The sequence below is a fragment of the Paraburkholderia sp. MM6662-R1 genome (assembly GCF_050436245.1).
Taxonomy (GTDB): domain Bacteria; phylum Pseudomonadota; class Gammaproteobacteria; order Burkholderiales; family Burkholderiaceae; genus Paraburkholderia; species Paraburkholderia tuberum.
The window spans coordinates 1,584,191-1,608,635 of record NZ_JBNDLV010000004.1 but is presented as its reverse complement, the minus strand read 5'-3'; the positions used below and the strand labels follow the sequence as shown (position 1 = coordinate 1,608,635).

At 61.6% G+C, this 24,445-nt stretch carries 25 protein-coding genes and 1 pseudogene; 10 read left to right on the top strand and 16 right to left on the bottom strand.

What is annotated here, in order from left to right; translation table 11 throughout:
* Positions 1–3 precede the first annotated feature (3 nt).
* From OKW39_RS37300 to OKW39_RS37275, 6 genes are all read right to left on the bottom strand, one after another.
* Positions 4–858, bottom strand: a complete 855-nt coding sequence (locus OKW39_RS37300) for an SDR family oxidoreductase (RefSeq protein WP_429564911.1) — start codon at positions 856–858, stop codon at positions 4–6.
* 44 nt (positions 859–902) lie between these two features.
* Positions 903–1,718 (bottom strand): enoyl-CoA hydratase/isomerase family protein, encoded by an 816-nt coding sequence (locus OKW39_RS37295; RefSeq protein WP_429334459.1) that lies wholly within the window; start codon positions 1,716–1,718, stop codon positions 903–905.
* Positions 1,719–1,735: 17 nt separating this feature from the next.
* Positions 1,736–2,542 (bottom strand): enoyl-CoA hydratase/isomerase family protein, encoded by an 807-nt coding sequence (locus OKW39_RS37290; RefSeq protein WP_429564910.1) that lies wholly within the window; start codon positions 2,540–2,542, stop codon positions 1,736–1,738.
* Positions 2,543–2,553: 11 nt separating this feature from the next.
* Positions 2,554–3,354: an enoyl-CoA hydratase/isomerase family protein gene (locus OKW39_RS37285; protein WP_429564909.1), complete on the bottom strand. Its 801-nt coding sequence runs from the start codon at positions 3,352–3,354 to the stop codon at positions 2,554–2,556.
* Between the two features lie 105 nt (positions 3,355–3,459).
* Positions 3,460–4,611 carry a thiolase gene (locus OKW39_RS37280; protein WP_090808764.1) on the bottom strand — a complete coding sequence of 384 codons (1,152 nt, stop codon included), beginning with the start codon at positions 4,609–4,611 and terminating at the stop codon, positions 3,460–3,462.
* A gap of 59 nt (positions 4,612–4,670) precedes the next feature.
* On the bottom strand, positions 4,671–5,036 hold the full coding sequence (locus OKW39_RS37275; protein ID WP_429564908.1) for a Zn-ribbon domain-containing OB-fold protein: 366 nt from the start codon (positions 5,034–5,036) through the stop codon (positions 4,671–4,673).
* A 387-nt stretch (positions 5,037–5,423) separates the two neighbouring features.
* Between OKW39_RS37275 and OKW39_RS37270 the strand changes: the two genes are divergently transcribed.
* Genes OKW39_RS37270 through OKW39_RS37250 form a run of 5 tightly spaced genes read left to right on the top strand, consistent with a single transcriptional unit; the run spans position 5,424 to position 9,992 of the window.
* Positions 5,424–6,587 (top strand): acyl-CoA dehydrogenase family protein, encoded by a 1,164-nt coding sequence (locus tag OKW39_RS37270; protein ID WP_187611767.1) that lies wholly within the window; start codon positions 5,424–5,426, stop codon positions 6,585–6,587.
* Positions 6,588–6,636: 49 nt separating this feature from the next.
* On the top strand, positions 6,637–7,113 hold the full coding sequence (locus OKW39_RS37265; RefSeq protein WP_429334462.1) for a MaoC family dehydratase: 477 nt from the start codon (positions 6,637–6,639) through the stop codon (positions 7,111–7,113).
* Positions 7,114–7,115: 2 nt separating this feature from the next.
* On the top strand, positions 7,116–8,369 hold the full coding sequence (locus OKW39_RS37260) for a CaiB/BaiF CoA transferase family protein (RefSeq protein WP_429564907.1): 1,254 nt from the start codon (positions 7,116–7,118) through the stop codon (positions 8,367–8,369).
* 38 nt (positions 8,370–8,407) lie between these two features.
* A complete protein-coding gene (locus tag OKW39_RS37255) occupies positions 8,408–9,172 on the top strand; it encodes a glucose 1-dehydrogenase (protein ID WP_429564906.1) in 765 nt (254 codons plus the stop codon).
* 43 nt (positions 9,173–9,215) lie between these two features.
* Positions 9,216–9,992 carry an enoyl-CoA hydratase-related protein gene (locus OKW39_RS37250; protein ID WP_429493317.1) on the top strand — a complete coding sequence of 259 codons (777 nt, stop codon included), beginning with the start codon at positions 9,216–9,218 and terminating at the stop codon, positions 9,990–9,992.
* A 68-nt stretch (positions 9,993–10,060) separates the two neighbouring features.
* On the opposite strand, the gene OKW39_RS37245 is transcribed toward OKW39_RS37250, so the two are convergent.
* The 5 genes from OKW39_RS37245 to OKW39_RS37225 all read right to left on the bottom strand — a co-directional run bounded on the left by OKW39_RS37245 (position 10,061) and on the right by OKW39_RS37225 (position 15,923).
* Positions 10,061–10,696 carry a hypothetical protein gene (locus OKW39_RS37245; RefSeq protein WP_429564905.1) on the bottom strand — a complete coding sequence of 212 codons (636 nt, stop codon included), beginning with the start codon at positions 10,694–10,696 and terminating at the stop codon, positions 10,061–10,063.
* Between the two features lie 69 nt (positions 10,697–10,765).
* Positions 10,766–11,503, bottom strand: a complete 738-nt coding sequence (locus OKW39_RS37240) for an enoyl-CoA hydratase (protein ID WP_429564904.1) — start codon at positions 11,501–11,503, stop codon at positions 10,766–10,768.
* Positions 11,504–11,522: 19 nt separating this feature from the next.
* Complete coding sequence (locus OKW39_RS37235; protein ID WP_429564903.1) at positions 11,523–12,683, bottom strand: acyl-CoA dehydrogenase family protein; 1,161 nt, start codon at positions 12,681–12,683, stop codon at positions 11,523–11,525.
* A gap of 77 nt (positions 12,684–12,760) precedes the next feature.
* The gene (locus tag OKW39_RS37230) at positions 12,761–13,972 is read right to left on the bottom strand and encodes an acyl-CoA dehydrogenase family protein (RefSeq protein WP_429564902.1); all 1,212 of its coding nucleotides are present in this window, start codon (positions 13,970–13,972) and stop codon (positions 12,761–12,763) included.
* A gap of 19 nt (positions 13,973–13,991) precedes the next feature.
* The gene (locus OKW39_RS37225) at positions 13,992–15,923 is read right to left on the bottom strand and encodes an AMP-binding protein (protein ID WP_429564901.1); all 1,932 of its coding nucleotides are present in this window, start codon (positions 15,921–15,923) and stop codon (positions 13,992–13,994) included.
* Between the two features lie 323 nt (positions 15,924–16,246).
* Between OKW39_RS37225 and OKW39_RS37220 the strand changes: the two genes are divergently transcribed.
* On the top strand, positions 16,247–16,411 hold the full coding sequence (locus OKW39_RS37220) for a hypothetical protein (RefSeq protein WP_244168806.1): 165 nt from the start codon (positions 16,247–16,249) through the stop codon (positions 16,409–16,411).
* A gap of 87 nt (positions 16,412–16,498) precedes the next feature.
* On the opposite strand, the pseudogene OKW39_RS37215 reads toward OKW39_RS37220, so the two are convergent.
* A pseudogene (locus OKW39_RS37215) lies at positions 16,499–17,477 on the bottom strand (NAD(P)H-dependent flavin oxidoreductase).
* A gap of 194 nt (positions 17,478–17,671) precedes the next feature.
* Here OKW39_RS37215 and folE point away from each other — a divergent pair.
* The gene (gene folE / locus OKW39_RS37210) at positions 17,672–18,307 is read left to right on the top strand and encodes a GTP cyclohydrolase I FolE (protein WP_187611726.1); all 636 of its coding nucleotides are present in this window, start codon (positions 17,672–17,674) and stop codon (positions 18,305–18,307) included.
* A 91-nt stretch (positions 18,308–18,398) separates the two neighbouring features.
* Here folE and OKW39_RS37205 read toward each other — a convergent pair whose 3' ends face one another.
* The 4 genes from OKW39_RS37205 to OKW39_RS37190 all read right to left on the bottom strand — a co-directional run bounded on the left by OKW39_RS37205 (position 18,399) and on the right by OKW39_RS37190 (position 21,579).
* Positions 18,399–18,941 carry a nuclear transport factor 2 family protein gene (locus OKW39_RS37205; protein WP_429564900.1) on the bottom strand — a complete coding sequence of 181 codons (543 nt, stop codon included), beginning with the start codon at positions 18,939–18,941 and terminating at the stop codon, positions 18,399–18,401.
* 11 nt (positions 18,942–18,952) lie between these two features.
* Entirely contained in the window at positions 18,953–19,267 is a 315-nt protein-coding gene (locus tag OKW39_RS37200; RefSeq protein ID WP_090808732.1) for a hypothetical protein, read from the bottom strand.
* Between the two features lie 475 nt (positions 19,268–19,742).
* Entirely contained in the window at positions 19,743–20,528 is a 786-nt protein-coding gene (locus tag OKW39_RS37195) for an SDR family NAD(P)-dependent oxidoreductase (RefSeq protein WP_429564899.1), read from the bottom strand.
* A 151-nt stretch (positions 20,529–20,679) separates the two neighbouring features.
* Positions 20,680–21,579: a LysR family transcriptional regulator gene (locus tag OKW39_RS37190; RefSeq protein WP_429564898.1), complete on the bottom strand. Its 900-nt coding sequence runs from the start codon at positions 21,577–21,579 to the stop codon at positions 20,680–20,682.
* Positions 21,580–21,808: 229 nt separating this feature from the next.
* Here OKW39_RS37190 and OKW39_RS37185 point away from each other — a divergent pair, with 229 nt between their 5' ends.
* From OKW39_RS37185 to OKW39_RS37175, 3 genes are all read left to right on the top strand, one after another.
* Positions 21,809–22,237, top strand: coding sequence for a carboxymuconolactone decarboxylase family protein (locus OKW39_RS37185; protein ID WP_008917662.1), 429 nt, complete (start codon positions 21,809–21,811; stop codon positions 22,235–22,237).
* Positions 22,188–23,261, top strand: a complete 1,074-nt coding sequence (locus OKW39_RS37180; protein WP_244144845.1) for a phytanoyl-CoA dioxygenase family protein — start codon at positions 22,188–22,190, stop codon at positions 23,259–23,261. The genes OKW39_RS37185 and OKW39_RS37180 overlap by 50 nt, the downstream gene beginning before the upstream one ends.
* A gap of 264 nt (positions 23,262–23,525) precedes the next feature.
* Positions 23,526–24,443: an NmrA family NAD(P)-binding protein gene (locus OKW39_RS37175; protein WP_429564897.1), complete on the top strand. Its 918-nt coding sequence runs from the start codon at positions 23,526–23,528 to the stop codon at positions 24,441–24,443.
* The last annotated feature ends 2 nt before the right edge of the window (positions 24,444–24,445 follow it).

The following is a 24,445-nucleotide window of genomic DNA, read 5'->3' as shown; positions in this document are numbered from 1 at the left end:
GGTTCAACCCTTGCGAGCGTGGGCGCGCATGGCGTCCCATTGCTCGTCGGTCCAGTCCTGCATCGCGCGGAAGGTCGGGCCGCCCACCCCCTGCATCCAGCGGCCGCCGTCGATCACGATCATGTCGCCGGTGATGTAGCCGGAGCCATTGGACGCCAGATAAGCGTAGAGATTGGCAAGTTCCGCGTGATCGCCGAAGCGCCGCAGCGGCACCGAGCGCTCCTGCGGCTCGACCTGCGAGCCCGGCGGGTACAACTGCTCCCATGCGCCCGGCGTCGGGAACAGTCCGGGCGCCACCGCGTTCAGGCGAATGCCCTTCGGGCCCCACTCGACCGCAAGGCTGCGGGTCATGGCGAGAATACCCGCCTTCGCGGCCGCGGACGGCACGGTAAAGGCCGAGCCGGTCATCGTGGGCGTCGATACGGTACTGATCACGTTGCCCGGGTGACCCGCGTCGATCCAGCGCTTGCCCGCCGCGATCGTGCAATAGAAGCTGCCGTGCAGCACGATGTCGAGCACCGCATCCACCGCGCGCGCCGACAGGCTTTCCGTGCGCGCGATGAAGTTGGCCGCCGCGTTGTTCAGCAATACGTCGAGCGGACCATCCCGCCAGATCGTCTCCATCATCGACTCGACGGACTCGGCGCTGCGCACGTCCGCCTGCACCGTCGTGACACGCGCGCCATGCACGACGCCGCGAAACTCGTCGGCCGTCGCGTCCAGCACTTCCTTGCGGCGACCGCAGATGACGAGATCGGCGCCCAGTTCGAGGTAGCGCAGGCCGATACTCTTACCAAGGCCGGTGCCTCCCCCGGTGATGAGGATTCGTTTGTTCTTCAGCAGGTCAGGCGTAAACATATGCGTTGAACTTCCAGTAGGGACAGCAACGGAGAATGGCGGCGTCAGGCACCCGTGAAAACCGGCTTGCGTTTTTCCATGAAGGCCGTCACCGCCTCCGCGTGGTCGCTCGTTTGACGGGTCAGCGGATTGAGGTCAGTTTCGAGGCGGCATGCGTCTTCGATCGAATTGCCCGCATTGACGAGGCTCGCCTTCAGGAGCGCCAGCGTCACTGGCGGATAGCTCGCGAAGCGCGCCGCGGCCTCGATCGCCGCATCGAGCGCGCCGCCGCTCGCGACCACCTCGCTGACCAGGCCGATGCGGCGCGCCGTGGCCGCGTCGATGACATCGCCTTTCAGCATCAACTCACGCGCCTTGCTGCCGCCGACCTTTTGCGGCAGCGTCCATAGAATTCCCGTGTCGGGAAGCAGTCCGACCTTGCCGAACGCACATGAGTACTTCGCGGTATCGGCACCGACCACGACATCGCATGCAGCCGCCAGCGACAGCCCCGCTCCATAGCACGTGCCCTCCACCGCCGCGACGACCGGCTTCGTGCCCGTATAAATCAGCTTGAACAGACGCACGCCCACCGCGATGCGCTCACGAAGCGCCAGCAACTGTAGAGTGGTCGCGTGCATTTCGGACAGGTCGCCGCCCGCGCAAAAATGGCCGCCCGCGCCTGTCAGCACAATGGCGCGCGTTTGCGGATCGTCGTGCATCAGCCGGTGCAAGACCTCGGTCAGCGCAACGCGCATCCTCATGGAGAACGCGTTACGGCGCTCGGGATAGTTCATCGTGACAATGCTCACGTCGCCTTGACGGCGCACCTGCACGATCTCGTCGGCGCCCGCGGCTTTTTCCTTCTGCTCGATACTCATCGCATTGCTCCCCGCGCTCACTCACCCGTGAAGACCGGTTTGGTCTTTTCCATAAACGCCTTACAGGCAGCCTGATGGTCTTTCGACCGACGCAGGATGGGCTGATAGTCGATCTCGGCTCGCAGCGCGCCTTCCATCGTCGTCGCGGCGTTGGTCAGCGCGTCCTTCAGCAGCGCCACGCCGAGCGGCGGCAAGTCGGCAAGACCGCGCGCAACTTCGATTGCCTTTGCGCGCGCAGTACCCGGCCCGACGACTTCGTTGGCAAGGTGAATCGTGCCGGCCTTCTCCCCATCGATTTCAGTGGCGAGCGAGAGCATCTCCCTCGCGCGAGCCATGCCGATGCGCTTCGGAAGCGTCCACAGAATACCGGTGTCCGGAATCAGGCCGACGCGCAGAAACGCCGCGCAAAAGCGTGCATTCGACGCAGCCACGACATAGTCGGTCGCGACCACGAGCGACAGCCCGGCGCCGAAGGCTACGCCTTCCACGGCCGCCACGACCGGCTTGGGTCCCGCCTGCATTTCACGCACTACCACGCACGACTCCGCCAGAATCTCGCGGCTTTGCAGGATCGTGCGCTGCGTCATCTCGGAGATGTCGGCGCCGGCGCAAAAGTGCTCGCCCGCGCCCGTCAGGACGATTGCCCGCGAGTCCGGATCGTCCACCATCAGCCGATGCATCGTGTCGCGCAACAACTGACGCATCTGACGTCCCATCGCGTTGCGGCGTCGAGGATTGTTTAGCGTCACGATCGCGACCGGTCCCTCGCGGGTCACCTCGATCAGCGACGTCGTATCGTTTTCTGCCGTTTCTTTTTCGCTCATGTTGGCTTCCTTCAGTCGGCCACGAACACCGGCTTGCGCTTTTCCATGAAGGCGCTCACGGCCTCCTGGTGTTCGCGGCTGCGGCGCAGGATGGGCTGCAGGTTCACTTCCGCTTCGATGGCGTCGTCGAGCGTACGGATGCCCGTCGCGAGCGCGGCCTTCAGGTGCGCGGTGGCCACCGAGGGCAGTTCCGCGTACTGTTGCGCCACCTTCGAGGCCGCGTTCAGCGCCTCCCCAGGCTCGACGACCTGATTGGCAAAACCGGTCTCGCCCGCTTCGACGCCGTTGAACTCACGAGCACTCAACATGAGCTCGCGTGCAAGGCCACCGCCCACGCGCTGCGACAACGACCAATAGAGCCCCGTATCGGGCAGCAGCCCGACCTTGACGAACGCGCTCGCATAGCGCGCGGCCGACGATGTGACGACATGATCGCAAGCAGCGGCGAGCGACAGACCAGCGCCAAACGCAAACCCTTCGACGGCGGCGACGATCGCTTTCGGGCCTTCCACCATCAGTCTAAAAATATCGAGCGGCAGTTCATTGCGCTGTCGATATTCGAGCACCTTGCGCGTCTGCATCTCCGAGATGTCGCCACCCGCGCAAAACGTATTGCCCGCGCCGGTCAGTACGATCGCACGGCAGGCTTCCTCATGATGCATCAGGCGATAGAGCTGCGCGTACAACGTCTCGCGCATCTTTAGCGAAAACGCGTTTCGCCGTTGGGGATAGTTCAATGTGACGATCGCGATTGCACCGTCTTGCCGGACCTGTACGATCTCTGCTGCATCGCTGCTGGTCTCTTCGCTCATCTGTCCGTCTCCTGTCGATCGGGGTTAGCGTTTTAGCGCTTACTCCGATCCCATGCAAAGCTGTTGACAGTGACCCTGGCGGGCGGCGTGTCTCACAGCGTGTCTTTACAGGGTTTCCTGCGTCCCGAGAATCACCGTGGCCTGGCTCGAGAGCACACCACCGTTACCGTGCGCGATTGCCAGCTTCGCACCGGGTATCTGGCGCTCACCAGCGCGGCCCGTCAATTGCCGCATCGATTCTTCCATCAGGAACAGCCCATACATGCCGGGGTGAACGCACGACAAACCGCCGCCGTTCGTATTGACCGCGAGCCGGCCGCCCGGCGCGATGCCGCCGTCCGAAACGAAGCGGCCGCCTTCGCCTTTAGGGCAAAAGCCGAGGTCTTCGAGAAACAGAATGGTGTTGATCGTGAAGGCGTCGTACAGCATCGCGACATCGATATCATTCGCCTTCACGCCGGCCATTTGATACGCACGCCTGCCCGATTCCGCTGCGGCAGTCACCGTGAGATCCGGCATGCTCGCGATTTCGCGGTGCGAAGTGGCCGAGGCCGCGCCGAGCAGATACACCGGCTTGTCGGTGAGATCACGCGCTCGATCGGCGCGCACCATGACGATCGCTGCCGCGCCATCCGTCACGAGGCAGCAATCGCGCACGGAAAGCGGATCCGACACGAGGCGCGCGCCCATCACGTCGTCGATCGACATGGGCGTGCGCATATACGCATCCGGATTCAGTTGCGCCCACTTGCGCGCGGCGACGGCCACCTCGGCCAGATGCTCACGCTTCGTGCCGTATTGATGCATATGACGCGCCGCCGCAAGCGCATACGACGACACCGGATTCATCGGCTTATACGGGCTCTCCCACGGCGAAGGACGCGACGACTGCACGAGCTTGCCCGCCGCGCTGCGCTGATTGCTCCCATATGCAATCAAGGCAACATCGATCTGTCCCGTACACAACGCCATGGCCGCCGTGTGCGCGTAGATTTCGAACGCCGATCCGCCGCTTCGGTTGTTGTCGGTGAACTTCGGGTTAATACCGAGGTATTCGGCAAACGTGAGACCCGACAGCATGTCGTCCGGCGTGCACACGAAAAGGCCGTCTACATCGCCAGGCGTAAGTCCCACCTGGGCGAGCGCGTCAACGGACGCACGCGCAGCAAGGTCCAGCGACGACAAGCCAGGTGCTTCCCCCATCCCATAGGTGGCGCCCGCCACCAGTGCGGTACGCCCGCGCAAGTTGAATTCCATTCGATCTACCTTTCATCGGTGTGACCGGCTGTTGACGGCCGGCTGCGGGTTAGCGGGCGTCAGGCTGGTTCGAACACAAGCAATGCCGCTTCCCCTCGGTACACGATCTTCGCCTGCACCGGCATGCCAATGCGCACGGCCTCCGGCTCGATGCCCTCCACACAACTCAGCATGCGCACACCTTCTTCCAGATCGATCACTGCGACGTTGTAGCTGGGCGTGGGCGATTTCTGGCGCACCACGGTAGTGGAATAAACCGTACCCTTCCCGCAGGCTTCGACCCACTCCAGATCGCGCATCCCGGTAACCGGCTCAGCCACCCGCGGGTAGAAGACATAGCGGCCGGTGCCGCGGCTGCGCTGGATCATCAAGCGGCCCTCGGCCAGGAATTTCTGATAATCGACTTCAGGACAAAGAGAGTCCATTCCCCGCTCCTCCAAATTGTTTTGCCATGGGCTCGCGCCGAATCGAGCCGTTCTGTCGGGCCAAAATGGAACAAATAACCGAACACTGTTCCAAATCTTAAACGCACTGGGAGCGCGCTGTCAACGGCGGGAAAGCCCTGCCGTGCCCCGCCGCGCAAGGCTGAAACTACATCCCGACCAAATTCCCGACGCACCTCGGACAAACCCGCGGGAGCCGGTTTCAGCGCTTGACGATCACCCGGCCCTTCGTTTAATTTATCGAACATCGTTCATAAAAGTGAAGACTTCGAATGTGATCAGGAAGTGGTCGGCGGGGGCGACGTATCCCTACTCCGGAGACGAATCCGCAGGGCCGGCCCGAAAAAACCGTTAGCAAGAGAGCTCGAAGTGACATACGAACTAACAGACGACCAGCTTCAGATCCGCGACCTCATCCGTCGCGTCGCACGGGAGCGCGTGGCGCCGCGGGCCGACGAGATCGACCGTACGGCCGGGTATCCGCACGACATGTACGCACTGCTCAAGGAACTCGGCCTCTTCACGTTGCCGTTTCCTGAAGCGTATGGCGGTGCCGGCAGCGTGATGTCGGCGTGCATCGCGGTCGAGGAGTTCGGGCGGGTTTGCTACAACACGGGCTATCTGCTGGTCGTGCAATGGACACCGTTCGGAGCCATTCTTGAAGGCGGCACGGAAGAGCAGAAGGCCCGCCTTCTGCCGGGGCTCGCCTCCGGTGACTTACGCGGTGCTCTCTCCATTACCGAAGCACAAAGCGGCTCCGACGTTTCGGGCATTCGCACGACAGCGCGCCGCAAGAACGGCGGCTATGTGCTCAACGGCTCAAAGATCTGGTGCACGAATTCGCATATCGCCGACTTCATTCTCGTCGCCGCCAGGACGCTCGACGAGGAAGGACAGGCGCTCGGGATCAATCTTTTCATCGTCGATCGCAACACGCCGGGCCTGACGATCGGCAACGAAGAAGACAAGATGGGCGCGCGCGGCGTGGCGTCGTGCCCCCTTTATTTCGACGATGCCTTCATCCGCGCGGAAGACCGTCTCGGGCCGGAAGGCGGCCAGGGGTTCAAGGTGGCAATGGAGGCGCTCAACACGAGCCGCCCCATCGTGGCCGCGCGCGCGGTTGGCATCGCGCAGGGCGCGATCGATCACACCGTCAAATTCATTCAGGACCGCGTTGCATTCGGCCAGAGCATCAGCAACTTTCAGGGTGTGCGCTGGATGATCGCTGACATGGTCACCCAGACCGAGGCCGCGCGCCAACTCGTCTATCGCACGGCGTCGCTCGTCGATGCGGGCGTTAGCGGCCGTGAACTCGCCCCAATGGCGGCGATGGCGAAGATGTTCGCGTCGGATGTCGCCATGAAGGTCGCGACCGATGCCGTGCAGCTGTTCGGCGCCGCAGGCATCTCCAACGAGTACCCGATCAACCGTTATTTCCGCGACGCGAAGGTGGTGCAGATCATCGAAGGCACCAACCAGATCCAACGCAACATCGTCGCGGACAGCGTGCTAGGCCGCATCAAGAAGAACTGACAACGACAGCTCAGCTAACAGCCGAGCCGACAACGACAGAGGACAGGCAATGGAAGAAATCGAAACGGTTGGTCTGGGAATTCACTGGGAGGACCTGCCCATTGGACGCAAGTTCAAGACCGTGGGCCGCACGGTGACCGAAACGGATGTCGTGAATTTTGTTTCGGTGACAGGCATGCTGGAAGTTCTGTTCACCAACACCGAGTTTCTTCGCGAGCAGTCGGCCATCAAGGGACGCGTCGCGCCGGGCGCGCTGGTCTTCACGTTGATGGAAGGGCTGCTCACGCAGGCCACCATGCAGGGCGTCGGCTTCGCGTTCCTCAACATGGAGCTCGACATCAAAGGCCCGACCTATGTGGGCGACACGATTCACGTGGAATGCGAGGTGATCGAATGCAGGCCTAGCAAGGGGCGCCCCGGACTTGGGCTGGTGCGCACCCGTAACCGCGTGATCAGGCAGGACGGCACGGAAGTGATGGTGTACACGCCGCTCAGACTCGTTAAAGGCAAGGACTACAAGGCCTGAGCATGGAAAATCCCCAACAACCCCTCGAACCGGCGACCGGCCCGTTAGCCGGTGTCCGCGTGATCGACCTGACCATCAACGTGCTCGGTCCGGTCGCCACGCAGCTACTCGGCGACATGGGCGCGGACGTCATCAAGATCGAACCGCCCGAAGGCGACCAGAACCGCAAGAATGGCCCTGGCCGCAATCCCGACATGGCAGTGTTCTATACGATCATGAACCGCAACAAGCGCAGCGTGATCCTGAACCTGAAGCAGGCCGAATGCCGCGAAGCGCTGCTCAAGCTCGTCGAGACCGCCGACGTCATCGTGCACAGCATGCGCCCGAGTGCCGCCGAGCGCCTCGGCATCGACTATGAAACCGTGCGGGCGCGCAACCCACGCATCGTGTACGCGTCGGGTGCCGGCTATCGAATCGACGGACCCTACAAGGACCGCCCCGCTTTCGACGACGTGATTCAGGGTGAAACCGGCATTGCCGCGATGAACCGCGACGCGGACGGCTCGCCGCGATACTTCCCCACCGTGATCGTCGACAAGTTCTGCGGCTACGTGCTGGCGTCGTCAATCGGCATGGCGCTCTATCACCGCGAGCGGACCGGTGTCGGCCAGCTCGTCCATGTGCCGATGTTCGAAACGATGCTGCAATTCAATCTGTTCGAGCATCTTTGGGAAGGTGCGCTGGGCTCCAATGACGGAACCGGCCTGGGCTATCCGCGCATGTTCTCGCCGCACCGCCGGCCCTACGCGACAAAAGACGGGCATATCTGCCTGCTCGCCGTGAATAACGAGCAATGGCGCCGCGTGCTGTGCGCAATCGGTGCAGCGCATCTGCTCGACGACCCGCGCTTCCAGCACATGGCCGAGCGTATGCGCAACATCAGCGAGCTGTATCGCATCGTCGGCGACGCCATCCGCAACAAGACGACTGCGGAATGGAATGTGATCTTCGCCTCGGCGGACGTGCCGCACGGTCCCGTGCGCGACCTGAAAGACCTGATGCACGACGCGTACATCAAGGAGACCGGGTTCTTCCAGCGCTTCGAGCACCCGACCGAAGGCGACATGGTCATGACCTCGATACCGGTGCACTTCTCCGAGTCGCCCGGCAACGTTCGCTATCTGCCGCCGAATCTCGGCGAGCACAGCATCCAGGTTCTGGTCGAAGCGGGATATAGCGCGGACGAAGCGAGCGCGCTCCTCGCCCTGGCCACAGGAAGGGGCGAAGCCGTATCGGAAGCGCTGAGCAAGGATTAACTGGCGCGGCAGCGCCTCGCACATCACGGAGGGAATCAATGAAGGGGCTCAAGGAGAAGGTCGTCGTCGTCACTGGCGCGGCAGGTGGGATCGGAACCGCCATCAGCAGACGATTCGGCGACGAAGGTTCGACCGTCGCGCTGTTCGACCTGAACGAAGAAGGCGCCGTGCGTGTCGCGGCGGAAATCGAGGCGGCGGGCGGCAAGGCGCGAGCCTACCGCGTCGACATCACGGATCACGAAGGTGTGCATGCTGCGGTGGCGAGAGTCGAGGAAGAACTGGGACCGATCGAGGTTCTCGTGAACAACGCCGGCTGGGACATGGGTGCGTTCTTCCTGCAAACCGAGAAACCGTTCTGGGACAAAGTGGTGGCGATCAATCTGTACGGACCGCTGAACATGCACCATGCCGTGCTGCGACGGATGGCCGAACGTGGCCGTGGCCGCGTCGTCAATATCTCGTCGGATGCGGGACGCGTGGGCTCCTCGATGGAAGCGGTGTACTCGTTCTGCAAAGGCGGCCTCATCGCCTTCACGAAGACGATGGCACGCGAAATGGCCCGCCAGATGATTCCCGTCAACGTCGTTTGCCCCGGCCCGACCGCGACCCCGCTTCTCGACAACCTCGCGCAGGGCGAGAATGGCGAGCGCATCAAGGCCGCCCTCGTGAAGGCCGTGCCGTTCGGCCGCATGGGCGAACCTGGCGACATCCCGGGCGTGGTGGCCTTTCTCGCGAGTGACGACGCCGCGTTCATCAGCGGTCAGGTCATCAGCGTGTCGGGCGGTCTGACGATGGCTGGATAAACGGCTCCGCGAACGCAATCAATCAACAACATTGGAATACGACATGGAATTCAAGGACATCGGCTATCAGGAGGCGGACGGGGTCGCGACGATCACCATCAATCGCCCGAAGGTGTACAACGCATTCAGCGCCAACACCGTCGAGGAGCTCATCAAGGCCTTCGCCGCCGCGGGATGGAACAAGGATATCGGCGTCGTGGTGCTCACGGGCGCCGGCGACAAGGCGTTCTGCACGGGCGGCGACCAGTCCGGCGACGGCTACAACGGGCGCGGCACCGTCGGTCTGCCGATCGAGGAACTGCAAAGCATCATCCGCGACATTCCGAAGCCCGTGATCGCACGCGTGAACGGCTATGCAATCGGCGGCGGCAACGTGCTGGTGACGCTCTGCGATCTCGCCATCGCTGCCGAGACCGCGGTCTTCGGTCAGGTCGGCCCGAAGGTCGGGTCGGTCGATCCGGGCTTCGGCACCGCCTACCTCGCGCGCATCGTCGGTGAGAAGCGCGCGCGCGAAATCTGGTACCTGTGCCGCAAATACAGCGCGAAACAGGCGCTCGACTGGGGTCTCATCAACGCCGTCGTGCCCGCGGAACAACTCGACGCCGAAACGAAGAAGTGGTGCGACGAGATTCTGCAGATGAGCCCTACCGCTATTGCGCTCGCCAAGCGCTCGTTCAATATCGATACCGAGAACATCCGCGGCATCGGCGCGTTCGCGATGCAGGCGCTTGCGATGTACTACGACACCGACGAATCGAAGGAAGGCGGCAATGCGTTCCGCGAAAAGCGCAAGCCGGAGTTTCGCAAGTACGTGAAGTGACCGGCGGAAATGCCGGCCGGGCGACGCTCGGCTTCGGCGTCGCCCTTTGCGCATACGCGCGCCGAAGTTCAGTATTTGCGGAAGTTCACGCCGACACGCGTGCCAAGCCCCGGGAGCCGGTTGATGGGGCGGCTGCCATGCTCCGGGGCGGCTTCGCCCCATGCGAACCACACGTCAGGCTCGCGCGCGTCGCCCACGCGCCGCCAGCGGCCGTCCACCTGCGGATTCCTGAGCGTCCCGAGACCGACCAGACGCCCGCGCGGATCGGGCATGAACTCCCACTCTTCGCCGAACGCTGAGTAACGGATGCCTTCCTGCCAATACCCATTCGCGCCGAAATCGATGGTGCCCGTCACGTCATAGGTAAAGCGCACCTCGCCCTTCTCGTTGCCGAGAATCGCGAAGCCGAACATGTCGTTACCGAGCGTGAAGTGCCCGAAGTCGATGCTGCCATCCTTATAACGCGTCGCCCACGTGTACCAGACGAGTTCCAGCTTCTCCTGCACCAGCGCATCTTTCGTCTTGTAGATCTCGCCGCCTGCGTTGACGACTGCCGCGACATACCGTGCGTGGGACACGCGCGGCCCAAGACCGCCGCAAAGTAACGGGTGACGAATGCCGAGCGCACTGGCATAGCCAATGCCGCGACTCGATCCGGTGACGATTGCGACCTTGTCCGTGAGGTCAAAAAGCGATGAGGGCATACGTACTCCACAAAAATGGAGGCTTGTCGATGAAAGCCCTCGCGTCGCGCGCTTCGCTCGGGCAAGCGATTATTTCCCCACCTGCCACGCCATGCCGCCGCTTTGCTTTCTTTGCGCCAATGCCGCCTTCTCGATCCGCAACGCCTCTTCCAGCGAAGCTAGCGCACCCTGATCGATCACGCGCTTGACCGTCGCGACGAGCTCGGGTCGGCGGCTCGCAATCGTCTTCGCTAGTGACGCTGCCCGCTCCATCAGTTGCTCGTGGCTGACCACCTCGTTCACGAGGCCGATGCGCAACGCGGTGGCCGCGTCAATCGGATCGCTCGTCAAGCTGAACTGCTTCGCCCACCGCGGACCCACGATATACGGCAACCTCGCGGTCATGCCGCCCCCCGCGAGCGCGCCGATTTTCGTGTGCGTGTCGGCAAAGCGCGCACGCTCGGACGCGATGATGAAATCGCACCCCATTGCAAGTTCCAGCCCGCCTGTAACGGCAGCGCCGTTGACCGCCGCGATTACCGGCTTGGTGATGCGTGGCCACATATCGATCATGTCCGCGACCCGCGGGCGCGGCGCATCGGGCACGGAAAAATCATTCAGGTCGAGCCCAGCACAAAAGGCCGGATCGGCGCCCGTCACGATAAGGACGCGCAGACTTTGGTCCGCTTCGAAACGATGCAATGCGTCGACCAGCGCTTCGGTCAATGCGAGGTTCAGTGCGTTGCGGGCCGCGGGCCGGTTCAGTGTCAACGTGAGAACCGTTCCGTCACTCTGCACGCCGAGCAGATCGGTTGCTTTTGCGTTCATGGCAATGCCTCGAAAGGGTTCACGCCGCCGCGACCATTGCCTCGTGCTGAATCTGGCGTGCGTAGCGATTCAGGTGATAGTCCGCGTTGCCGAACAATGCGTCGAGCACCAGATGACGGCGATAGTGATGGCCCACCTTGTATTCATCCGTGATGCCGTAGCCACCGTGCAACTGGATACCCTGTTGCGTGACGAACTTCGCGCCACGAGTGGTCTGTGCCTTGCAGCCCGAGATTTCGACGCTCCGGTTCTCCCTGTCCTCGCTGATAGAGAGCAACGCACGGTGCAGTGTTGCGCGCGCCTGCATCGCTTCGATCGCCATGTCGGCCATCCGGTGTTGCAGCGCCTGGAAGCTGCCAATCGCCACCCCGAACTGCTTGCGCGTTTTCAAGTACTCCGCCGCGAGCTCGATAGCGTCTTCCATATCGCCCACCAGTTCGGCACAGATCGCAACGACCGCTTCGTCAACGGCGGCCTGCAGTCCTTCGAACGCTCGCCCAGCCTCACCCAGAACATTCGATTCCGCGACGATCACACCATCGAGCAGCAAGTCGGCAGATGGCGTGCCGTCGAGCAACGCGCAAGTCTTCAGCGTCACGCCTGCCTGCTTCGGATCGACGACGAAAACCCCGATGCCGTCCGTGGCATCGGCTGCACCCGCCGCGCGCGCGACAACAAGCAGACGGTCTGCAACGGGCGCTCCAACCACGAGCGTCTTATAGCCGTCCAGCCGCCAAGACCCGTCCTCTGTCTTCTTCGCGGCGGCCGTCACGTAATGCACCTGACCCCGCGCTTCACGTTCACTGTGCGCGACTGCGTAGACAGTCTCGCCCGAAACGATCTCGCCAAGTATCGCCTCGCGCTGCCCGTCTCGCCCGCAGCGCGTGACAAGCGACGCAGGAAACACACCACACATCACGTATGGTTCCAGCACCAGCGCGCGCCCGATCTGCTCGGCCACGATGGCGCTTTCGACTGACGAGAAACCGAGCCCGCCCAATTCATCCGGCACCGCGACACCGAGCCAACCCATTTCGCCGAACGTATGCCACGTCTCGCGCGAAAATCCGCCTCCTTGCGAAGCAAGATTGCGGCGATGTTCGAACGTATAACTCTTTTGCAAGAAACGTTGCGCGCTTTCCTGCAACATCCGCTGTTCGTCGCTCAACTCGAAGTCCATGCTGCACCCTCTTTATGCCGGCAATTGATGCGATCCCACGTCTCGGGGATCGAAGACCGTCGTGACTCGATACGGCGTCAAAGATCGAACAGTGCTTTGGCGATGATGTTTCGCTGAATTTCGGCCGTCCCGCCATAGATCGAGCAAGCCCGTCGATAGAAGACCTCTGCCGCCAGGCCTGGCGCGTATTCAGGTCCGATGAACCGGGCCTCGCGCAGCTCTCGCTCTTCATTCGGATCGGGATAGAACACGGCGCCGTAATCGCCGATCACCTCAAGCAGCATCTCCGTGAGCTTCTGATGGAGTTCAGATCCGCGCACTTTGAGCATGGATCCGATCGCCATACCGCCACTGCGCTCGTCGATCCCTTGATGCAGGATTTTCTGCACCGCCATGTCGATAGCGCGAACCTCCAATTCGTGCTGCGCCAAACGTGCCGCAAACGTCGGATCCTGGATCAATGGCTTGCCGGCCATCCGTTCGCGCGAGGCGTAGTGCCGGATCTTGCGCAGATAGCGCTTGAGGGCAGGCGCTTCAGCGCCAAGAAACGCCCGCTCGTTAAACAGCAGAAACTTGGTGTATCCCCACCCCTTGTTGACCTCGCCGATAAGGTTTTCAGCGGGCACACGCACGTTGTCGTAGAAGACTTCCGCCAGGTGATGGCAGCCATCGAGCGACGCGATCGGCCGTACGGTAACGCCCGGCGACGACATGTCGAGCAGCAGGAAGGAAATGCCCTTTTGTGGCTTCGCTTCGCTATCCGTGCGGACCAGCACGAAATTCCATTGACCGTAGGCGCCGAAGCTGGTCCAGATCTTCTGTCCATTGACGATGTAGTGGTCTCCATCGCGAACCGCCGTCGTACGTAGCGATGCAAGATCGGAACCCGAGCCCGGCTCTGAAAAACCCTGTACCCAGAACACTTCACCACGCTGGATAGGAGGAAGAAAGCGGCGCTTCTGCTCTTCGTTGCCGAACTCGCAAATCACGGGTCCGACGAGCGACACGCCCGCCTGATTCTGTATCGGTGCGCCTGCCAGATAGCATTCTTCCTCGAAGATGTAACGCTGCATCGCGGTCCACCCCGTGCCGCCGTCAGCAACCGGCCAATGCGGCACTGACCAGCCGCGCGTTTCGTGCAAGATGCGAGTCCAGCGCTGTGAATCGTCGTCACCTGCCAGAAAGCCCTGCTGCCCGCGAAAGGCCAGGTCGGCAGGCAAATGCTCGTTGAGGAACGCACGAACTTCTTTGCGGAACGCGATGTCCGCGGGATCTACGCGAAAATCCATGGTTTAGCTTCCAGCGTTTTCAGTACGTTGAACCGCGGCGCGCGCCTCGATCTGCGCCCGCTGCTGCGCCAGCGTTGCCGACCAATGTGCGCGGCGTGGGCGGCACGCAATAAAGCTCGTCCACGACATCGCGCCGTCGCTCGAGCACATTGCGTTGGCTGATTGCGCTCTTTGCACTCAACTCGCCGTTATCGAGCGTCGGCTGCTCGCTTTCGAGCACGATGCGCGCAATGCGCGTAGAGCTGCCGCCAGGCCGCGCGGCGAGCTGGTCGAGTCCGGTCTGGAAGAACGCGCGCACGCCGCGGCTGTTGATGATCTGGTCGACGCCCGGCGTCGGATCGTGAAGGTCGTCGCAAAGCGCACGGCACGCTTCGATGTCAGGGAAGACGAGCGCGCTCAGGTAGTCGCGGTCGTGCCCGGCAATCACGATATCCCGCGCATACGGGCCCAACACGTTCAGCGCGTACAGTCGCAACTCGGCGACGTTGACCCAGGTGCCCGAGGACAGCTTGAAATTTTCCGCAATGCGTCCGTCGAAGCGCAGTCCCAGTTCGAGGCGCTGCGGGTCGATGAACGTTGCTGCGTCACCGGAGCGGAAATAGCCTTCCTCGTCGAACGCGGCGGCGGTGCGCTCGGGATCTTTCCAATAGCCGGGCGTCACACAGTCGCCGAGGAAACGGATTTCCAGCTTCGCGCCGACCGGCGCCACCTTCACTTTGACGCCGGGCACGGGCAACCCCGCAATCGCTTCCCGTCGCGGATCCCAGGCCGCCGATAGCGGCGTTGGGCCTGCTTCCGTGCTGCCGATGCCCGACATGATGAGCACACGCTGGCCGATGGTACGCACCGCGAGCTCGTCGAGTTGAGCCCAGATGTATTTCGGCAGACTTGCGCCGCCGTAGTAGATGAGCGCGAGTTTGCTAAAGAATTTCTCGCGCAGTGCCTTGTCCGCCTGCAGATGCGGAATGAGCGAAGCCAACCCTTGCGGCGTATTGAGGTAGACCGCCGGCGCGATTTCACGCAATGCCTGCACCGTCGGGCCAATTTCCTCCGGCGTTGGCTTGCCTGGGTCCAGGTAGTAAGTCCCCCCGCCGTACAGCACCATGCCGAAGTTATGCGTGCCGCCAAAAGTGTGATGCCAAGGCAGCCAGTCGACGAGATCCGATGGCCCGTCCTGAAGAAACGCGAACACCTGGGCGACTTGCTGTCGATTGCTGCACAACATGCGCTGCGGGTAGATCACGCCTTTCGGTGCGCCTGTCGTTCCCGAAGTAAACATGATCTTGCCCACCGTATCCGGGCCGACTGCCTTGAACGCCTTGTCGACGTCGGCTGTAACCGGCGTCTTCAGCCACTCCGCGACGCGCGAACCGCCACGACCCTCCGGCAACGGACCGACGACGACACATTCCACGTCGCCGAACACCTCACGCAATGCACGGCCATACTGCGCGCCGTCCTCCGCGAAGACGAGGCCGGGCGTGCATACCGCCGCGAGTTGCCTGAGCTTCGAAAAGTCCTGCGATAACAGCGAATACGCGGGTGTCACCGGGATATAGGGAATCCCGACGTGCAATGCGGCGAGCGCGAAGAGCGCGTGTTCAAAGCTTCGATCGGAAAGAATCATCAACGGACGAGACGGCGACAATCCTCGATCGAGCAGCGCCTGCCCCAGCGCACGCGCACCGTCGAACGCCTGGCGGTAGGTCAGAGACTCCCATGACTTGCCGTCCGACGTCCGCCGCGCGAGCAACGCGCGCTCGGGCGTGACGCTCGCCCAGTGTTCGAGCCGCTCCGTCAAGCGGATCGGATACGCCTGGAGCGGTTCCTTCAGTTCATACACAACGCTTCCGTCTGGCCTTCGCTCGACGATGGCATCCATGCTGCCGACGCGAATCGGGCGAAACGGCACATCCATCAGGGCGTCGTGCGAAGCCGTACCTGCATCCATCTGAGTCGTCCTGTTGTTATCTGGCAAGTCATGTCCCGCGAGCGCTCGCATCGCCTTCCGATACCTGGAAATGTTGCGGGCCAAGTTCAACCAATAATTGAACGTCGATCATATTTCTGAACCAGAATAACGCGAAATCCCAACCACGTCTATCCGTTGTCACCCACGAGGAAGGCCTGATAGCACACACGCAATCTGGCGCGAATGACGCGCGCAATGTCCGGCACGATCGCAGCCTTGCGCATCGCACAACAACGTGGACAGAAAACAAAAATTGCGCTAATTTCTGAACGCCATTCTCATTGTTAAACACGACACCGGAATTGCTCGATGGCGATTTGCTGACACTGCCGACCGGTTCGATCGACGACTGGCTGCGTCTTGCTTATACCGATGTTCCCGAAAGGCTCTGGCCAGCGGCATCCCGGTCGCTGCTGGCGCATCTCGAACGACTCGACGAACAACGTCGTCCGACTTCGCAGGCCTGATTGCGATCGTCATGCATGCATCGGCTGCCACGCCCGCTAAAACCGAGGGCGCGGGCGGCCTTGTTCGACGGCCGTCTTGTTGCGGACTCAGCTCTCTTCTACAAGCGCGGCCAGCCGGCCATGAATGAGTGCGCGCGCCTCGCCGACCATCCGACTCACGAGTTCCGCGCAGGTGGGAATATCCTCGATAAGCCCGATTGCGAGGCCAGCCGGAAACGTTCCGTCTTCGGTGTCACCCGTCTCGTACACTCGCGTTACCGCGCTCACCACTCACCAGCGGCTTGAGATCCGCAAACGTCACACCCTCTTTTTGCTCGAGTTCCAACACCTGCTCCGCTACCGAATTCCTGAAGATACGCGACGTGTTCTTCAGCGTGCGGAAGATCAACGCCGTATTGCGCTCGTCATGCTCTACGAGCCTGCGCTTGACGTTCTCGTGAATCGGCGCCTCCCGCGTTGCCATGAAGCGCGTACCCATATTGATCCCATCCGCGCCGAGCGCGAGCGCGGCGACCATGCCGCGCGCATCGGCAATGCCGCCTGACGCAAGCATCGGAATATGCAGTTTCGCGGCCGCGGCCGGCAACAGGATCAGATTGGGCACGTCGTCCTCGCCCGGATGTCCGGCGCACTCGAATCCGTCCACGCTCACGGCGTCGCAGCCCAACGCCTCCGCTTTCAGCGCGTGACGCACCGACGTGCACTTGTGGATGACCTTGATTCCCGCAGCCTTGAATGCGGGCATATATGGCTCGGGATTGCCTCCCGCCGTCTCGACGATCTTCACACCGTTCTCCACGACCGCTTGCACGTACTCGTCGTACGGCACTGGCTTGATGGTCGGCAGAATGGTCAGGTTGACGGCGAACGGCTGATCCGTCATTGAGCGAACCCGAGCGATCTCGTTGCGCAGCGCCTCGGGCGTGGGCTGCGTCAGAGCAGTGATGGTGCCGAGCGCACCGGCGTTCGAGACGGCGGCGGCAAGTTCAGCGCGACCCACCCACATCATGCCCCCTTGAACAATGGGGTATCGAATCCCAAGCAGCTCTGTAATGCGCGTTTTCATGTGCTGATCCCTGTGTAAGTGCAACCTGATCTTTCGACCGGCAATGGGTCGAACGCCGCGTGTAAGATGCGCCGGTAGTTTGTATTTACGAACACTGTGCAATTATATACACTTCCTCCACATCGCCGACACTCGTGTGCCGCACTCGCGGACGCCGATGCGATTGCACGAGGCATGAATGATCAGGAGAGTTGATGAACAAGCGAGACAATCAGATTGGCGCTGAGGAAGTGTCGATTCGCCCCACGCCGGACGAGGCGGAACAAGCCGTGCGCACGCTGATCCGATGGGCCGGTGACGATCCCGAAAGGGAAGGTCTCATTCAAACACCTGCACGCGTCGCGCGCGCATACCGCGAGTTCTTCTCGGGCTATGACTCCGATCCGATGCAGATTCTCGCCACCACGTTTTCCGAAGTGGATGGCTACGACGAGATGGTGGTGCTAAAGGACATCCGTTTCGAGAGCTACTGCGAACACCATATGGTGCCTATCATCGGACGTGCGCACGTTGCCTACTTGCCCGAGCATCGCGTGGTCGGCATCTCCAAACTCGCCCGCCTCGTCGATGTCTATGCCAAGCGCCTACAGATTCAGGAGAAGATGACCGTTCAGATCGCCGATGCGCTGAACACCGTGCTGCAGCCGAAGGGAGTCGCTGTCATTCTCGAAGCTGCGCATCAGTGCATGAGTACGCGAGGCGTGCACAAGCCCGGCGCATCGCTGGTGACGAGCCGAATGCTGGGCGCATTCCGTGACGATCCTTCCACCCGCCGCGAGTTTCTGTCGATTGTCGGTCACAGCACGATTGCTCCATTACCCAATAGCTGAATGCCAACGTCGGCTTGCTGCCGACGTTGGCTTTCATGGCAAATCGATGCTGGTATCCGTGGCAAGCGTCGTTGCCGGCTTGCGTCTGGCCTTAAACCTCGCTGGGTTGGCGCGTCTTTAAAGGCCGTTCGTAAGAGACGTCTTCACGATTTCGTGCACTGACGCCATTGCCCATCAGGATTTCTCGCCACGCAGTAGGCACTTCCGCAGGGGTCAGTTCGTTGATCGCTTCGGAGATGCAGACACGGGCGGCAATCGCCCACACGCCATCACGCTTTTCGAAGCGGTCGATATAGCGCCCCACCGCTAGCGTGTCTGGCTTGACGCGATTTTCTCCGAAGAAAAGCCAGTACGTCTCCCCGTGCGCCTCGTCGCCCTGCAATTCGACGCTGTGATTGAACACCATATGGTGGTGCGACAACTGATGCTCGGTATGATACGCAAAGGCCCAGTCGACGAATTCCTCTGCATCCCCGACGAATGCGCCGTGGTCGTCGATTGCGTCCGGATGGTACGCCGACAGCGTCAACTTCCGGTCCATGCGATCGACCCCGCGGCAATAGCAGTGTACGCATTCGAGTATGTCCTGCTTATCCAACAGTGCTTCGACGCGCGCGCTCAGTTCTTCATTCATGGCTTCTACCGTTAGATAGTCATGGCGACAAAAAAGACGACCGCACCGATCACGGCGCCAATGAAGCAACAACCCTCGCCTGTCGACAAATCGGCTTCCTGCGCTCGCGCACGGCTCGCAATCGCACATCCGATCATGCCCGCCAATGCCGTCGCCCCGAGCACGGCAAACATCATCACGATGTCGAAGAGTGCGGACCGGCCTAGCTCTTCCATGCGCAGATCGCGTTGCAGCAGCCAGACTGCCGCCGCCGAAATCGACAGGAGAATGAGTGGGAGCCATACTCTACGCGCTTCCCGAGCGCTCTCGCGAGTCAGCGTTTTCATCGCGCCCGGCCCTCCGTCCGCAGCTTGCCCAGAGCACGAGGCGCCACTGCGCCCAACACGCGCGCCGCCCAATTCGATTGTTTTGCGCGAGCCGATTCGTCCGACGACGGAGCGCCCTTTTCAGCGCGCTGGCGACGATAGTCGTACGTATAGTCTGCAAGAGGACCACGTAAATCGCTGTCGAGAAAGTACATCGCATGTCTCCGATCAGGCTTATGCTCTCGGGCGCTTGCGTGGCGCCTCTTGATGGACATCCTAGGCCATGGAATATGGTTATGCAACAAGTCGTTCAATTAATGGCGTCGGTGTTTTCACTACCCGACAAGGCACAGACCGACGCGCATGCGCGAGCGCCCGCGGCACACATGGACGTGTGTGCGAACGGGTCGGCAATCAATCGGGGAAAGGGAATGGCAGCGCTAAGCCGCGTTCTCGACGCAGCTTGGCGATTCGAACATGACACGCAGACGAGTGATCAGGAGACCTGGAAGCCGCCGTCGACAGCGAGAAGCTGACCGGTGACGTAGTCCGATGCCGGCGACGCGAAAAACAACACTGCCCTGGCGATATCGGAGGCAACGCCGATGCGGCCCAGCGGCATGCGGCCAGGTTGGGTGATCGGCCCGTGAGCCTGATGAACCTTCGTCGATGCGGCCGCGCCCTCGGTTGCCACGCCGCCGGGCAGCACTGCGTTCACGCGAATTCCGTCTGCTGCGAATTCGAGCGCTGCCACCTTGGTGAGGTTGTTGACGCCCGCCTTCGACGCGCCGTAGTCACCGTTGTCGAAAATCACCGGCTGCAGCGAAGCCACCGACGAAATATTGATAATGGAACCGCCGTTTTTGGCACCTTGCATTCGCTTGATCGCTTCGCGCATGCAGAGGAAGGTGCCGCGCAAGTTGATGCCGAGCACCTTGTCCCACTTTTCTACCGACGTCTCGACGAATCTCGTCTTCGGATAGATGCCCGCGTTGTTCACGAGAATGTCGAGGCGCCCAAGTTTGGCCTGCACCGTTTCGTACATCGCAAGAATCGACGATTCATCGCTGATGTCCACTTTGATCGCGATAGCCTTGCCAGACGCACTTTCGATTTGGCTGGCCGTCTGCTGCGCCGCTTCCTCATTCAGGTCCGCCGCGACCACCGCCGCGCCGGCCGACGCCAGCAGCAAAGCCGTCTCGCGGCCGATGCCTGAGCCTGCCCCTGTTACCACCGCCACTTTCTGATCGAGATTGAAAAGACTCGCCACATTCGTGCTCATTGCTCCTCCTTTGGCTCGCCGCGCGAGCGGGTTATTTTCTGAACGTCATTCGCAAAGATAAACACACCACTTTGGCGTGTCAAGATGAACGAGAAGCGGATGACGGAAGGAGCAGCATGGACGAAGCTGTCGAGCAGTGCGATTGCGCGTATCACCCCGCCGTCGGCGACGCGATATCGCGCATGATGTCGAGCATCGAACGGTGGTAGGGCTTGTGAGGTCTATCGGCCCACACCAGCGACACCTCAGTTTCGCCTGAAGCCGGAACATCCTCGATGTCGACGAAGGCGACACCCTCCACGGGCAGGTATCGCGCCGAATCCAGCATCAGACCGATGCCCAGTTCATGAGACACGAGGTTGAGCATCGTGTATGGATGGCGCGCTTGCTGGGTCACCCGCGGCGACAGCCCCGCCTCGCGGCGCGCTGTCTCGAACGCAGCGAACAGCGGCTGCGACATCTGCTGAGGGAACATGATGAGCGGGTATCGCGCGAGATCCGCGATACGAATTGAAGGCTGCGCCGCCACGGGCCACTTCGCCGGAACCGCGGCCACCACACGCAGACGCTCGATGACCACGCTTTCCAAACCGGAGACGTCCGCCGAACTGGTGACTACCACGCCCAGGTCGATGCTGCCGTTTTTCACGCTGGCGACGGTCAAAGCACTGCCGCGCTCGATCAACCGAACGTCAACGCCCGGCCATTGCTTGCGAAGCCCCTGAATGGCTAGCGGCATGATTCGCAGTGCACACATCGGCACGAACGCTACGCTCAGGCTCGCCAGTTCGTCGGCGGCTTGCCGCACGCGCCGTTCGGCCAACTCCGCTTGCGCGATCAGCGGCTTCGCTTCCGCGAGCAACGCGGCTCCGGCGGCTGTGAGCGAAACGCCTCGCGGTGTACGTTCGAGCAGCTTGATACCGAGCTGCTCCTCCAGCCGCATGATCGACTGGCTGAGCGGCGGCTGCGCCATGCCCAGGCGCGCAGCCGCACGGCCAAAGTGCTGGGTCTCCGCGACCGCAACGAAGTGTCTGAGATGCCGCAATTCCATGACGTGATATGGCTTTGATATCGGGTGTCCCCAGCATATTGCCTTTGTCCCGTTGCGGTGCACTACGGACGAACCCTGGTCATATCGGGTGCGCACTATCTTGACGTCCAGCACCGTTCAACATACATTTTAGAATGTCGTTCTACAATACGAATACCGACCACGGCGGCTCGGGTGAGTCGCATCCGCTATCAATAGCCGCGCCGCCGCGGTTAAACAGGAGACACAAGTGAAGAGCCTCGAAGAAAAACTTGCCTATGGTTTAAAGGTATTCGGCGAAATCATGGGTGAAGACAAGGCAGCCGGCTTACGGGCCGCAAGCGAGTCCACCGGCTTCGGATCCGACATTTCACGCCTTGCCATCAACTACGCGTTCGCGGATGTCTGGGGCGACGACAAACTCGAGCGCAAGCAGCGCAGCCTCGTCACGCTGGGCATTCTCATCGCGAGCCGGCAGACGCTCGAACTGAAGAACCACGTCCGCATTGCCGTGCGCAACGGTCTGAGCGCACGCGAACTCGAAGGGGTGCTGATTCAGGCGCTTCCGTATGCCGGGTTTCCAGCCGTCGCCTCCGCTACCACGGCCGTTCTGGAGACACTGCGGGAACTTGGCATCGACACCACGACCCGCACTTCGGAAGAACGCGGATTGCTGTGAGCCGACATCAGAGCGCCCCCGCGACCAAAGGAGACAATTTATGAGCACACCAGGCGTGGATATCGTGCCGACGATGCGCGAATTCAACGTTTCCAATGACCTTCTCGACAATCACGCCGAGTTGCAAGAACGCTGGAACGAAGACGGCTACCTGTTCTTTCGCGACGTTCTCGACCACGAGCCGCTGGAGCGCATGCGCGGTCTGCTTGTCGATCACCTCGACAGCAACGGCTTCGTGGACCGCAACGACCGAGACGTGCGATGGACTGGCAAAGACCGCGAAAATTTCAGCTTTTTTCCCGTGAAGGCGATGAACGAGCAGCGTGCGGCACGCACCGTGATGGAAGACCCCGCAGTTCGTGCATTCTTTCAGCGGCTCTTCGGCGTACCGCTTTATTGGGTACCTTTCACCGAATACCGCACGTCGCCGCCCGCTATCGACAAAAGCCGCACACGGTTCGACTTCATTCATGAAGATGCGATCTACAGCGACCGCCTCGATTTCATCATCTGCTGGATTCCGCTCAGCGATATCGATGCGCAAGTCGGCGGATTGGCCATCGCGGAAGGGTTGCATAAGCTCCCGTGCCTGCACAGGAAGGACGGCGACAAGATCGTTCCCATCGATCTCGCGAGCGTGCCAGAAGACGCATGGCGCCGCACGAACTACCGCTTGGGCGACGTCCTGTTGATGAGCCGACGCACGCCGCACTCTGGTCTCAGCAATCATTCGGACCGTTTTCGTCTGTCACTCGACACGCGCATCCTGCCGCACGGCGGAAGTTTCCCGTTTGAGCCCCGCCTGCCCTATGTGGGCACGCTGACGTCGATGGCATCGGACCAGATCGTCGTGCGCGACGCGCATGGTGAACATGTGTTGCGACTCGACGACACGAGTTATCTGCGCGGCCTCCAGGGCAACCGCCTGCGCGCAGACGAAATTGCCGGGGTTTATCAGCCGGGATCCGAGGTGATCGTTGCACATGAAGGCGGCCTCGTTCAAACGCTGCGCCCGCAGCATTGATCGTGGTGTCAGGCGCAAAGACGAAGCTTCGTCTTTGCGCCTCGCGCCATTCGCCTTGCCCTTTGGCCTGGCAACTCTGAAGCATCGATCACTGGCATCCTTTGCTCGCGGCGTTATGAACATCGCGCTAATATCGGAACGATACGCTTGTGAACAACCAGGCCGCGAGCCTGCAATGGCTGTCACAGGGTTAGCGGCATCGCGCGCAAGCCGCCAAGGCGTGACACGCCTGGCCAACGTCTACATTCGACCTCGGGACAAGTCATGATCGATTCATCCGCCGCGGTACTCGTCATCGGCGCCACTGGCGCACAAGGAGGCGCCGCGGCTCGCCATCTTCTTGCGGCTGGACGCAAGGTACGCTTCCTGACACGAAATCCAGACTCGCCGGCTGCGCGGGCACTCGTCGACATGGATGCGCAGGCGCTACGGGGAGATCTGGACGACCGCGACTTGCTCGCAAAAGCGATGGAGGGCGTCGGTTCCGTCTTCTCCGTTCTCCTGACTGATTTTGATCGCAGCGACAGGGAGCGCCGCCAGGGTTTTGCGCTCGTCAACGCAGCGCGCAACGCGGAGGTCCCGCAGTTCGTTCACACCTCCGTGGCGCAGGCCGGCAATCATGAGACGTTTCCTGGCTGGAGTGAGAAACGTTGGAACCGAAAATACTGGACGGACAAATGGGAAGTGGAAGAGGCCGTTCGCGCCGCGGGTTTCGAATCGTGGACGGTCTTGCAGCCTGCATTCATGATGGACAATCTCGCTGAGCCGAAAGCGGGCGCGATGTTTCCGCACCTGCGCGAAGGCTTGTTGCTCAGCGCGTTGCTACCCGACGCCCGACTCGACTGGATTGCCGCCGACGACGTGGGCGCGCTCGCGGCCAGCGCGCTAAACGATCCGCAACGCTGGCACGGTGAGACCGTGCCGCTGGCGTCGGAAAAGCTCACGATGTCTGAAGTTGCGAATCGCCTGAACAACGTTCTGGGCGCACAGATCAACGTTTCGCACGTGTCACCGGATGAAGCCCGAGCAAAGGGTCTCGCACCCGGATGGGTGAATGCACAAGAATGGATCAACGCGGTCGGGTACCGCGTCGATATCGATTCGCTTTCCAAACGTGGTGTCCAGCTCACCCCGATGGTGGACTGGATCGATGCGAATCGACAGCACATCGTACTCGTATAGCT

Excerpts from the sequence above, each read along its gene's own strand:
- OKW39_RS37265 (WP_429334462.1), top strand. The coding sequence starts at position 6,637 with ATGGAAGAAATCGAAACGGTTGGTCTGGGAATTCACTGGGAGGACCTG.
- OKW39_RS37190 (WP_429564898.1), bottom strand. The coding sequence starts at position 21,579 with ATGGAATTGCGGCATCTCAGACACTTCGTTGCGGTCGCGGAGACCCAG.
- OKW39_RS37245 (WP_429564905.1), bottom strand. The coding sequence starts at position 10,696 with ATGCCCTCATCGCTTTTTGACCTCACGGACAAGGTCGCAATCGTCACC.
- OKW39_RS37225 (WP_429564901.1), bottom strand. The coding sequence starts at position 15,923 with ATGGATGCAGGTACGGCTTCGCACGACGCCCTGATGGATGTGCCGTTT.
- OKW39_RS37195 (WP_429564899.1), bottom strand. The coding sequence starts at position 20,528 with ATGAGCACGAATGTGGCGAGTCTTTTCAATCTCGATCAGAAAGTGGCG.
- OKW39_RS37250 (WP_429493317.1), top strand. The coding sequence starts at position 9,216 with ATGGAATTCAAGGACATCGGCTATCAGGAGGCGGACGGGGTCGCGACG.
- OKW39_RS37175 (WP_429564897.1), top strand. The coding sequence starts at position 23,526 with ATGATCGATTCATCCGCCGCGGTACTCGTCATCGGCGCCACTGGCGCA.
- OKW39_RS37260 (WP_429564907.1), top strand. The coding sequence starts at position 7,116 with ATGGAAAATCCCCAACAACCCCTCGAACCGGCGACCGGCCCGTTAGCC.
- OKW39_RS37230 (WP_429564902.1), bottom strand. The coding sequence starts at position 13,972 with ATGGATTTTCGCGTAGATCCCGCGGACATCGCGTTCCGCAAAGAAGTT.
- OKW39_RS37240 (WP_429564904.1), bottom strand. The coding sequence starts at position 11,503 with ATGAACGCAAAAGCAACCGATCTGCTCGGCGTGCAGAGTGACGGAACG.
- OKW39_RS37200 (WP_090808732.1), bottom strand. The coding sequence starts at position 19,267 with ATGAAAACGCTGACTCGCGAGAGCGCTCGGGAAGCGCGTAGAGTATGG.
- OKW39_RS37205 (WP_429564900.1), bottom strand. The coding sequence starts at position 18,941 with ATGAATGAAGAACTGAGCGCGCGCGTCGAAGCACTGTTGGATAAGCAG.
- folE (WP_187611726.1), top strand. The coding sequence starts at position 17,672 with ATGAACAAGCGAGACAATCAGATTGGCGCTGAGGAAGTGTCGATTCGC.
- OKW39_RS37255 (WP_429564906.1), top strand. The coding sequence starts at position 8,408 with ATGAAGGGGCTCAAGGAGAAGGTCGTCGTCGTCACTGGCGCGGCAGGT.
- OKW39_RS37300 (WP_429564911.1), bottom strand. The coding sequence starts at position 858 with ATGTTTACGCCTGACCTGCTGAAGAACAAACGAATCCTCATCACCGGG.
- OKW39_RS37280 (WP_090808764.1), bottom strand. The coding sequence starts at position 4,611 with ATGGAATTCAACTTGCGCGGGCGTACCGCACTGGTGGCGGGCGCCACC.
- OKW39_RS37235 (WP_429564903.1), bottom strand. The coding sequence starts at position 12,683 with ATGGACTTCGAGTTGAGCGACGAACAGCGGATGTTGCAGGAAAGCGCG.
- OKW39_RS37295 (WP_429334459.1), bottom strand. The coding sequence starts at position 1,718 with ATGAGTATCGAGCAGAAGGAAAAAGCCGCGGGCGCCGACGAGATCGTG.
- OKW39_RS37275 (WP_429564908.1), bottom strand. The coding sequence starts at position 5,036 with ATGGACTCTCTTTGTCCTGAAGTCGATTATCAGAAATTCCTGGCCGAG.
- OKW39_RS37285 (WP_429564909.1), bottom strand. The coding sequence starts at position 3,354 with ATGAGCGAAGAGACCAGCAGCGATGCAGCAGAGATCGTACAGGTCCGG.
- OKW39_RS37290 (WP_429564910.1), bottom strand. The coding sequence starts at position 2,542 with ATGAGCGAAAAAGAAACGGCAGAAAACGATACGACGTCGCTGATCGAG.